The 11,473-nt window shown below is 65.5% G+C and carries 4 protein-coding genes; 3 read left to right on the forward strand and 1 reads right to left on the reverse strand.

Features of this window, described 5'->3' with window-relative positions; all coding sequences use genetic code 11:
- Window positions 1–366 precede the first annotated feature (366 nt).
- Window positions 367–7,527: an autotransporter outer membrane beta-barrel domain-containing protein gene (locus AC1MH0_RS01320; protein WP_480964353.1), complete on the reverse strand. Its 7,161-nt coding sequence runs from the start codon at window positions 7,525–7,527 to the stop codon at window positions 367–369.
- Window positions 7,528–7,962: 435 nt separating this feature from the next.
- Between AC1MH0_RS01320 and AC1MH0_RS01325 the strand changes: the two genes are divergently transcribed.
- The 3 genes from AC1MH0_RS01325 (at window position 7,963) to AC1MH0_RS01335 (ending at window position 11,356) form a co-directional block, all read left to right on the forward strand.
- A complete protein-coding gene (locus AC1MH0_RS01325) occupies window positions 7,963–8,763 on the forward strand; it encodes a class I SAM-dependent methyltransferase (protein WP_480964354.1) in 801 nt (266 codons plus the stop codon).
- Between the two features lie 168 nt (window positions 8,764–8,931).
- Entirely contained in the window at window positions 8,932–10,254 is a 1,323-nt protein-coding gene (locus AC1MH0_RS01330; protein ID WP_480964355.1) for a glycoside hydrolase family 130 protein, read from the forward strand.
- Between the two features lie 271 nt (window positions 10,255–10,525).
- On the forward strand, window positions 10,526–11,356 hold the full coding sequence (locus AC1MH0_RS01335) for a 23S rRNA (adenine(2030)-N(6))-methyltransferase RlmJ (protein ID WP_480964356.1): 831 nt from the start codon (window positions 10,526–10,528) through the stop codon (window positions 11,354–11,356).
- Window positions 11,357–11,473 lie beyond the last annotated feature (117 nt).

An 11,473-nucleotide genomic window follows, 5' to 3' on the forward strand; every position in this document is an offset into this window, starting at 1 on the left:
CGTCATACCCGTACCGTTTGGGCTGATCCGGAAACGGGAAACTCGCTCCACGCGGTGTCGAGATATCCAGTCCGGAGCGTCATCCGAAGCCGAACCGGTGTCCGCCTTGGGGGGATAGGGTCCTGAATGTCGCGTAGTGGGTCGGCCGTCCATTACTCGAGGTCATTCGGGTATTGGTCACCGTCGGAAATTCCTGGCACCGACGATGCGTCTGGCGGCGTCGCCGGGGTAGTGTTGCTGACCTGATCACGCGCGGACCAATCAAGCCGTTTCCACCAGTCTGTCCGGCACGCCAATTCGATCCGTCGATGCAATCAGGCGACGAAGCATCCGGAAGCGGGCCTGCGCGCTTCCGGATGCTCCGCGTCAGAACGCCAGCCGAACTCCCGCGCGGGCCGACGCGCGATGGTCCGCGTCGCCGCTCTCGCCGGAAAGCGCGCCGAACACCGCCAGACGCTGCGACACGGCGATGTCGGCACCGAGCGTCGCAGTCGCGAGCAGGGGCGCGCGGGCCGCACCCGTCGCCAGCAGCCCGAGACCGCCGCCACCTAGCGCGGCTAGAGCATAGGGGGTGCGTCCCTTCATCTGATACCGCGCGCCGATCGTCAGATACGGACGGGCAGCCATGATCCCGTCTGGCGAAACGGCACTTGCAAAGGTCAGGCTGCCGTCGACGAACGCCGCGGTGCTGCGCTGCTTGGTGACCGTGAGCGCAAAGGGGATGCCCCCCGTTTCCGCCACGCCGTCACGCGTGGTGCGGATCGCGGTGCCGCCGATGCTCGGCCGCATTGTCCAGGCGTCCGACAGCGGTATCGCAGCATCGAGGCTAGCGTCCGCGGTCCAGCTGTGCAGGTCGTAGCGTCCAAACGCCGTCCCACCCGGCAACGCGCGACGCGTGTCCGCCTGCGCGCCGTCATAGGCGACCGTCGCCTTGATGCCGACCGTGCCACGCTGCACGCGGCCGTGCACGCCCGCGACGCCGCCATCGGCATGCGTCCGCGCACCGAGACCGGACAGGGTCTGATGGCCGTCAAGCCAACCACCGAACGCCCCCAGCGACCAGCCTTCGCCGGCGACACCGAAGCCGGCGAGGAAGCCATAGCCGTTGACGGTCGTTCGCGCGGTGCCGCGCGCGACGTCCGCGTCCAGGGTGCGCGTGCCGCTGAGCGCCGAGGCGAAGGTGTACACTCCCGGCGTGTCGCGGGTCGGCGCGAAGGCACCGCCGCGTGCCGCGTCGGCCAGCGTCAGCCCGTTCTCCACGCCGATCTGGCGTGCGGCGGCATAGGGTTCGGGGGCGAGCCGCGCGAACGCCGCGGCGTTGGTGCGTCCCGATGCGTTGACCAGCAGTGGCGCGGCGGCGATCAGCGAGGCGCTTGCCTGCCCGCTGGTCAGGACGCCGTTGACGTAGTCGATGCTGCTGCGCACCTGGCCGGTATAGCTTGGGTCGTTTAGGAACTGGCCGAGCAGCCGGATGGTGTTGGTATCCTGCACCACGAAGCCGAACAGCGAGGCGGGCTTGACGACGGTGGTGAAGCTCCCGGTGATGCCGCCGCTGGTCGTGATGAGATCCAAGCTCTGGCCCGGCTTCAGCATACCGGTGGAGACCAGTTGCAACGTCGCCCCGCCGGCGATCGTCAGCGCACCGTTGACCACCAGCTTGTCGGAAATCGTGGGCGTGATCTCGAACAGCGATGTCGAGGTCGAGGCCAGCGCGACATTGCCATTGACCGTCATCGTTCCCGGCGAGGCGCCGGGGCTGAGCGTTCCGGCAACCGCGATGTTGCCGGTGACCGTGCCTGCCGAACCGAAGGTCGCGCCCTGTTGCACGGTGAACGTCGCGGCGTTCATGCCCGAGCCGGCCAGCCCGACCAGCCGTCCGCCGCTCAGCGTGACATTGCCCAGCGATGCGGCGCCAGCGATGGTCGCGAACCCGCCGCTCATCCGATACGCCTCGATATTGGCGATGCTCGAGAACGCGACGGGCGCCGTGGCGCTCCCGCCTGACACGTCGATGCTGTCGCTGCCCGCGCCGCCGTCCACCGCGCCCGCAAAGCCGCCGGCGATGACGAAGCGGTTATCGGCCGATCCGAACGTCACGCGTGCCGCAAGGCTCGCGTCGGCAGCGACCGTCACGTTGCCCGCCGAGGCCAGCGTATCATAGGCAAAGCCGCCACTGCCGAGCGTCAGTGTGCCCGAGCCTTCGGTCGCCAACCGTGCGAAGCTGGTAAGCGTGCCCGCGCGTAGGTTGAGATCGCCTGCCGACAGGTCGAGCGTCGCCGCGTTGCTGCCCGCGCCCCCGGATACCGTGCCGGCGAGCGTGCCGCCGGCGGCCAGCCGGAAGCCGTCATTGCCAGCGCCCAGATCTATCGTTCCCGCAAGAACGCCGCCGCGCGCTACCGTCACCGTCTTGTCGCCACCGGTAAGCGCGATCGACTTCCCGGCGCCGCCGAGCGTGCCGGCGACAGTTAGCGCGCTACCCGAAAGCGCAAGCGTCTCGAACCCCGTGGCGCCACCGGTCAGCGTCACGGCACCCGTATTGGTCAGCCGCAGCGTATCGGTGCCGAGCCCCCCGTCATAGTGGCCGGCCAGCGTCGCCGCACTGATCGCGAGCGTGTCGTTGCCCGCACCGAGCAGGACCGAGCCGACATCGCCGTCGAGCGTCAGTTGCGTCGCCGGACCGGTCGCGGTGATCTGGCTGACCGCGTAGCCGCCCAATCCCAGCGACAGGCTGGTGCCGTTTAGTGCGATCGACTGGAAGTTCTGGTCGAGTTTCAGCGCCAGCGTGCCGGTACCATCCACCGCCAGCGTCTGGAAATTGGTGCGCGCGCCGATGCCGGCGCGGTCCCCTCCCAGCACGACGCGGTAGAGATTGGCGCCCGCGCCTCCGTCGACGCCTGCATTGGCGCTGCTGCCGACCCCTTCGACATAGATGTCGTCGCTCGCACCGAGCAGGACCGCGCCGCCGATCGCACCGGTGTTAACGACGATATCGTTGCCATCCGCCAGCGTGATGCCGCCCGCGATCGTGCCGGCATTGACGAGGGCCAGGGCCCCGCTACCGGCCGATCCGGTGACGGTGGTCGCGCTCTGGGTCGCCAGCGTCCGGCCTGCCGCGACGGTAAGCGTGCCGCCGGCGAGGCCGATCGTGTCGACACCGAAGCTGCCCGAGAAAACACCCGTCCCGGTGCCGGTCTGCGTCACGCGTTCGAAATTCGCGATCTGCGATGCGGCGAGCGATACCGTGCCGCCGGTCGTGGCCAACTCATAGCTATCCGTGCCGTCGCCGCCATCGACGAGCCCGTTCGAGATTCCTCCCACCCGCTGGACGAAGCGATCGTCGCCCGCGTTGAGATCGACGAGACCGCTGATCGTACCGCTGTTGTCGACCGTGTCTGAGCCGGCATCAAGCAGGACGTCGCCGGTGATCGTCCCGGTGTTGCGGATCGTGTTGTCGAAGGCGCCGTACGTGACGACGGCGGCGCTACTCGTCGCGCCGACCGCGCTGATCGTGCCAGCGTTGATCAGGTTCAACGCGCTGTCCCCGGCGAGGATTGCATTGGCGAGGTCGCCGGTCGCGCTGATCGTGCCGCCGGCCGCGTTGGTGATCGTTCCCGACAGGTTGCCGCCCTGCACGATCAGTCCGTAGGCGTAGGACGGATAGTTTCCGCCCATCGCCGGCGTAGCCGTCGCCGAAATGGTGCCGGTGTTGGTCAGCGCATAGGCGAGGGGCTGCAACGACGAGCGGACGTCGAGGTCGAGCGCATACGCGGATCCCGGGCTTCGAGCGGTAATCGTACCGTTGTTGGTGATGCTCGCCGTGCCGCCATTCTCGCGCGCGTCGATTGCAAAAGAGGCGGCGGTGGCGCCGTTGCTGCTGGTGATCGTGCCGCTGTTGGCGACGCGGAACGACACCGGCGCCGTGGCGTCGTCGGACCGCAGCACGGTGAACAGGCCGCCGTCGATCCGGCCGCTATTGTCGATCGTCAGGCCCTGCGTCGCGTACAGGTTGGCGGCCTGCGTATAATATGTCGCCGTGCTCGGAACGCCGATCGTGCCGCTATTGGCAAAGGCCAGCGTCGGCGCGCCGCTCAGGCTGACCGCGGACCCGTAGAAACTGGACGTCGTGATGGTCCCACTGTTCGTGAACGACGGCACCGTCGCGTACACGCCGCCCGCCACCGCGCTGGCGTTGGTCAGCGACGCAAGGACCTGATCGGCGGGGAAGATCGGATCGGAGTTGTAAGGTGAAGACAGCGGATAGGGCAACGATGTCGTCAGCATGCCCGCGATATTGGCCTGGTTGACGATGCTACCGGTGCCGGCGACGTAGAGATTGCCGGTGAACGTACCGCTCGCAGTCGTGGTCACGACCGTATCGACACCAACCGCCTGGACCAGCGAATCCTCGAAATTACGGACGCCGACCGGCGTGATGTCCACCGTACCGCTGCTTGCGAACGTGCGGCCATAGATGTCGGCACCCGCGCCGCCATCGACGATGCCCGATACGCCCAGCGAATCGCCGGTCTGTAGCAGCAGGTCGCTGCCCGTACCGAACAGCAGGTCGCCGGCGATCGTGCTGCTGGCCGCGATGTAGCTGGAGGAGCCGTAACTGCGTGAATTTGGCCCCGCGTACCCCAGATCGACCGTACCGGTAATCGTACCGGCATTGTAGAGAGTCGCGTTCTGGAGCAGGATCGCGCTGCCGAGGCCGGCGATCGTACCGCCGGCCTGGTTGGTGACCTGAAGCAGATAGTTTGCGTCATTCGTGGTAATCGCAGCGCCACCAGTGGAAACGAGCGTACCGCTGTTGACGATCGTCCGACGTCCCGAGAAATCCGACGAATAGAAATAGCCGAACTGCGCGGCGCTGCCGGCTACGCTGATGGTGCCACTGTTCGTTAGCGAACCGAAGCTGGTCACACCGCTCGACACCCTGCCGCCGCTGGCCTGCGTGATGAGCCCCGTATTGCTGACCGTGGCGGCACCCGAAATCCCGGTCGCACCGTTCAGCGCGATGGTCCCGGTGTTGGCGACGTTTGCGCCGCCATAGATCGCCGCCGTAGCATAGGTCGTCTGGTCGTTTACGGCTATGCTGCCGGCGTTTGTGAAGCTGTCGCTCGCAAGCAGCGTGACGGCGCCGGCGTAATACGCGTCGTTCGTGTTGGTACGCGTAACGGCGATCACCCCGCGACTGGTGATCGACAACGCACCCGTGGTCGTCGGTGCGCCGGGATAGGTGATGGCATAGGTCGACTGGATCGCAGGGGCATTCGACGTCACGATCGCTGCGTTCAGGTCGACGCTGCCGTTGCCGGCAAGTTGCAGGGGCTGCACGCGGGGCTGCCCGGCGGGCGCCGTCAGCGTCAACGCGGCGCCGTTCGCCACCTGATAGCCGACATTGGCGAACGGACCAACATTGCCGGTCGGAAGCGTGGCGGTTGCGTCTGCATTGACTGCGTATCGCAGTGCAGAGCTGCTACCGGCGGTGACCGTGCCGGTGATCCCGGCGAACTGGCCTGGTCCGGTGTTGACCAGATCGGTAACGAGCGTCGCGCCGTTGCCGAGCGACAGGTTGCCCTTCAGCACGCCGCCGGTCTGCGCGATATAGAACAAGCTGTTGTCGCGGCTGAACGCGCCGCCGAAGCTCACATTGCCGTTGATCGTGCCGGCGTTGGCGACGCCCGCGTTGAACGGACCGACCGAGATGGCGCCACCGCTACCGCCATTGACCACGCCGCCGGCCGCGTTGATCAGATAGCCATAGCCCTGCACGCTGACTCCGGTACCGGCCGAGCTGATCGTGCCGGTGTTGGTCAGATAGATACCTGTAAGAGCGCCGATGGTCGCGCCGCTGATCGTGCCGCTGTTCGATCCGGTATAGCCGACGTTCCCGTACAGATCGACGCCGACGCCGCCGGTGGAGATGATCGTCCCGCTGTTGGTCAGCACGCCGTCGAACAACGACACGCCCGTGCCGGTGGCGGTGATGACCCCGCTGTTGATCACCGGGTTGTACGATACCGATACGCCCGTGCCGCCGGTTACGGTCACGGTGCCGCTGTTGGCGAAGCTGTGGCTGCTTAACACGACCCCGGCGGAACCATAGGTGTTGGGCACCGACGCGGTGATCGATCCTTCGTTGCGGAACTGCGCGCTGGAGCCGAACGCATAGTCCAGGTCGCTGACCGCGCGCGTGGACAACGCGATCGTCGCCTGGTTGACCACGGTGCCCTGCCCAGTGACGATCAGCGGAGTCGCGGTCGAAAAGCCGGCCGTCAGCGTCGCCGTGACCTTGGCATCGGGCGCCAGCAGGAGTTGCCCGAAGCCTGCGTTCAGATCGATCGGCGTCGTCACGAGGGTGTCGGTGGCGAACACCACCCGCTCGGTATTGGTGCCGCCGCCCGCGTTGATCGCGCCGGTGATCCCCGTCGCCAGCGCGCGTGTCCCCACGTACCGCGCGATCAGCGTGTCGTTGCCATTGCCCAGCGTTACCGATCCGGTGATCGTGCCGCTGGTCGAATCGATCGTGTTGCCACCGTTCCCGGCGACGACGTTGCCCGTCACGGTGCCGCGGTTGGTGAGCGTCAGCGACGTTGATGCCGCGATCGCGGTCGCGCCCGCGCTGCCGATCTGCCCGCCCGCCGCGTTGGTGACAGCCAGCAAGCCGCCCGACACCGCCGCGCCGCTGCCCGCATTGGTGATCGTTCCCGCGTTGGTGACGGTCATGTAGTAATTCGGCCCGGCGGTGATCGTCGCCGCGGCCGACGTCGATCGGATCGTCGCACCCGCCGCATTCGTGATCGTCGGCGCATAACCGATCGTCGAATCGAGCGCGCTGCCACCGCCGCCGTCGATGCTGCCCGCATTGGCGAGCGTGGACAACTGTCCGACAATCCCGCCGACGATGCTACCGCCGGCGCGGTTGGAGATCGTCGAGAAGCTGGTGAGCAGGCTGCTGTAACCCTGCGCGTTCGACACCGTGTTGGCGAGCAGTGCGGTTCCGCCGGTGCCGATTATCATGCCCGCATTGTCGACACTAACGGAGACGGTCCCGTTGGGGTTGCCGGGTGACTGGAGCAACGCCAGCGCCGTCGCGCCGGTAACGCTGCCGCCGACTTCGACAGTCAGCGCCGTCTGCTGCGTGCTGTAATAGGAGCTGGGGTTGAGCGCGCCCGAATTCACCAGGATCGCGGTCTGCCCCGGCGCGGAGACGGCACCCAGCACGGTGAGCGTGTTCGTGGAATAGGGAGCCGAGCTAGGCCGCGGAACATCCACCGCGATTGCCGGCGCGCCCGTGTTCGATACGGTGGCGCCGCTCGCGACGACCAGTGTCGTGTCGCGGGTCGTCACGCGGACGCCATCGGCGTCAGTCCCAGCGCAAGTCGTGACGGTGTTCGTCGTAGTCGGATCGGGCACGCATTGCGCCTGCGCGACCGCGGGCAGCGCCAATCCCCATGCCAGCGCGCTCGTCCCTAGCACGAACGACAGACGACGGCGGCGTACGGCCGAAGCAGAACAGATCACGATTGCATTCCCCTTTACCGGCATTTTGCTGCCGTATTTCGTTCTCTTTGTGCAACTTTTTGCGTTGTTGTCCAGCCAAGCGTGGGTAGGCGCCGCACAACATGAAGGATTCCATTATTGCGGCGGCGTTTGCCGGTGTGATGCTCGAGCTATTGGCGCGCCAACCTCGCAATTGCGACCCGTCTATCGTCGCGGTTCCGATCGCCGGGCGGCCGGATCGCGCGTTCGATTATCGTGGGGGCCGGCGCATGAGGCGGCGATGCAACGGTCGTGTTCATTTTGACCTTGGAACGCAGGTAGTGACTGATTTTACGGCGATAGCGCGGTGGGACAAGCCGATGCCGGGTGTCTATGGCCTCGCCAAGGCGGGTAAGATTGTATGTCTGGCTCGGGCAAGGCATTGTCGCTCGAGGATCGCGCAGGGAGTCGAATGCTATGAACCGATCGCATGCCGTTTTGGCCTGTATTGCCACGTTTGCGGCTACGGGGGTGGGGGCACAGTCCGTTGCACCGTCTAAAGAGATTGCAGCAGTGCTCGCGTCACCGACGCGGGCGCCTGCGAACCGGGCGCGCGATCGCTATCGTCACCCAGGGCAGACGCTGGCATTTTTTGGCGTCACGCCGAAGCAGACCATCGTCGAATTCTTGCCGGCGGGTGGTTGGTATGCGGAGATCCTCGCACCTCTAGTGAAAGGTCGCGGCCAATATGTCGCGCTGGTGCCGACAGCGCAGGCTGAACGCACCCGCAACACCTTTGCCGGCAAAACTTCGGAGTACGGCGCGACGCGGGTCGCGACAATCGACTTCAACACCGGTGCATCCACGATCTCCCCTGGAAGTGCGGATGTGCTGCTGACGTTCCGCAACGTCCACAACCTCTTGATGCAGGACGACCCTCCGGTCGCAGGCCGGGTGTTCAAAGCGTTCTACGCGGCGCTCAAGCCCGGCGGCGTTCTTGGCGTGGTCGATCATCGTTTACCGGAGGAGATGGACACGGCGCGCGAAAAGACGAGCGGGTACATCAAAAGATCGACGGTCATTCGGCTGGCACGGGAGGCCGGCTTTGTGCTCGCCGCAGAATCCCGCATCAACGCCAACATCAGGGATAATCACGATCATCCGGAAGGCGTCTGGACGTTGCCGCCAAGCTATCGATTGAAGGACGTCGATCGCGCGAAATATGCTGCGATCGGCGAAAGCGACCGGTTCACGTTGCGGTTCGTCAAGGCGAAATGATCGCACGGGGTTGCAGGGCCAGGAATCGGCGCGCCGGGGCGTCTTGATCCAGCGGGGGGCATCGACCTCGATATAGATGGTCCTCGGGGATCATGAGCCGCCCGGCATCGTTACCTTCCGTGTCCCGAGCGTTTCGCGAACATAGCCCAAGGTAAGATGCCGATGCCGATGAAAGCTGCCGATGTCTTTACGACGCTCGACGTCGAGCTGAAGCCCGATCCGGCGCGTACCGTGATCCGGCCGTTCAGTTTCGGTTATCCAGCGGCCTTCGCGGCCGACCACCCACCGCGCAGCCAAGTCGTCGTGGACCGCATCCGGGCGCTCGACGATCGGATGCGCCGAAGGATGCGAGACCTTCTGCTGACCCCTATGCAGGAACGCCACCGTAACGCCGAACAGGTACTGCTACGCCGCTTCGAGGAGGTACGGCAGGAAATAGGGGACGGCGACTTCAGCGAAGACGAACAACTTCTCATCGGTGCCTATTTCAGTCAGGAATATGCGTTCGAGTCCGCAGCGCTGTTCAATCCCAGCATCGTCGCTCTGGTCGATGAAGAGCCGTCGGTGCCGGGTGCGGTCCGCTTCGTCATGTCGCTTCGAGGTATCGGCGAAGGGCATATCTCGTCGGTCACGTTTCGAACCGGCGAGTGGGGACCGGGCGACCGGCTGGTGATCGATCCGGCCAGCGAACACGGTGTCCCGCCTCGCATCGAGCGGCAGGACGACGGTTGGGTACGCCTGGTGTGCGCGGACAGTCAGGATGCGTCCGAAACCGTTATCTTCCCCGTTCTGCCTAGCCAGCGCCAGGGCATCGAGGACCTTCGCCTCGTCAACTTCACCGATCACAACGGCGTCCGCAGCATCATCGGCACGTACACCGCGTTCGACGGCAAGGACGCGCGTCAGGAAATCCTACGAGGGGTCGACCTGCGCCGTGTCGAGATGAGGCCGCTTACCGGCGCAATGACCGGCTACAAGGGCATGGCTCTATTCCCGCGGCGGATCGGCAACCAGTTCGTGATGCTGGGGCGGCAGGACAGCGAGAGTATCTGGCTGCTGCGATCGGACGATCTCTACACGTGGGAAACCGGCGCGCCGATCATGGCGCCTAAATACCCGTGGGAGTTCGTGCAGCTGGGCAATTGCGGTTCGCCGATCGAGATAGACGAGGGTTGGCTCGTCTTTACGCACGGCGTCGGCATGGTGCGAGGATATTGCGTCGGCGCCTGCCTGCTCGACAAGGATGATCCGTCCAAGGTGCTGGCGCGCACCGCGTCGCCGTTGCTGTTTCCAAGCGCCGAGCAACGCGGGGGCTATGTGCCGAACGTGACCTATAGCTGCGGCGCGCTGATCCAGAATCGCCGCATCCTGCTTCCCTACGCGATCGGCGACGAGTTCTCGGCGTTTGCCGTGGGAGACGTGGATGACCTGCTGTCGGTCATGACCGCTGTTGATCCGCCGCGGTGCGGACTCGCGTCCCCGGCAGCTTAAACCTGCCGTTCCGCCTGTTAGATGGTTGTCCAGGTTGGGCGGAGGGGGAGGGCGCTCGCATGTCCGAGTAGGAGTCGGCGCCATTCCCAAGGCGTGGCGTCCCCCTCTGATGACGATCGTCAACGCCGGCTCATGGCATCACTTAGAAGTACGTTGAAGGTTTTCGCCCGACTTTATAGTAACACCGGATCAGTTACTTCGGTCGCCCCGCGCTTGGCAGCCGCGCCCAGCAGCACGGAAGCAGGTCGATCGTCAGAATTTTTGGGTCGCAATGAATTATCGCCATTCCTTCCATGCTGGCAATAGCGCCGACGTCGTGAAGCACAGCCTGTTGATCGCCCTCGTGCGGGCCTTGCAGCAAAAACCGGGCGCGCTGACCCTTATCGACACGCATGCCGGCTGTGGGCTGTACGACCTGGGCGGCAAGGACGCCCAACGTACCGGCGAGGCCTCACAGGGCGTGCTGCGGGCCTTTGCCGACCCGGACCCGCTGTTCGACGACTACCGCGCCGCCGTGCACGCGGTGAATGTCGGGGCCGAGCCGCACCTCTACCCCGGCTCGCCGCGGATCCTGGCGCAGCTTCTGCGCCCGCAGGATTTTCTCATCCTCAACGAAAAACATCCCGAGGACGCCTATACCTTGCGCGGGGTGATGCGCGGCACTTCCGCCGCCGTGCATGAGCGCGACGCCTACGAGCTTTGGTTGGCGCTGCTGCCGCCTCGCACCGCGCGCGGCGTGGTGGTGATCGACCCGCCGTACGAGCAGTCTGACGAACGCGCACGTGTCACCGCCACCCTCGCCGCCGCTCACCGCAAATGGGCGCATGGTGTGACGGTAATCTGGTATCCGCTGAAAGACCGCGCCACGCATTCACGGTGGAAGGAGCAGTTGCGCAAGCTCGGCATCCCGAAATTTCTGGGGGTGGAGCATTGGTTGTATGACGAAGATCAAATCGGGATCTATAACGGTGCGGGCCTTCACATCGTCAACCCGCCCTACGCCTTCGTGCAGGCGCTGCCACCGCTGTTGGAAGCGCTGCGCACAGTGCTGGCGCCGGAGGGGCATAGGGGTGAGATCACAACCGAGTGGTTGGGCAGTTGAAGTAAGCCGTCATCGCTCCCCGTATCACAACGGGGTCTCATGCGCCGCGGCCCGCTATAATTCTCCGTTCAAAAGAAGCGTTCTCGTCGCCCCTGTGGCGATCTCATCGAGTGAGCA

It is taken from the genome of Sphingomonas sp. AP28 (assembly GCF_056680455.1).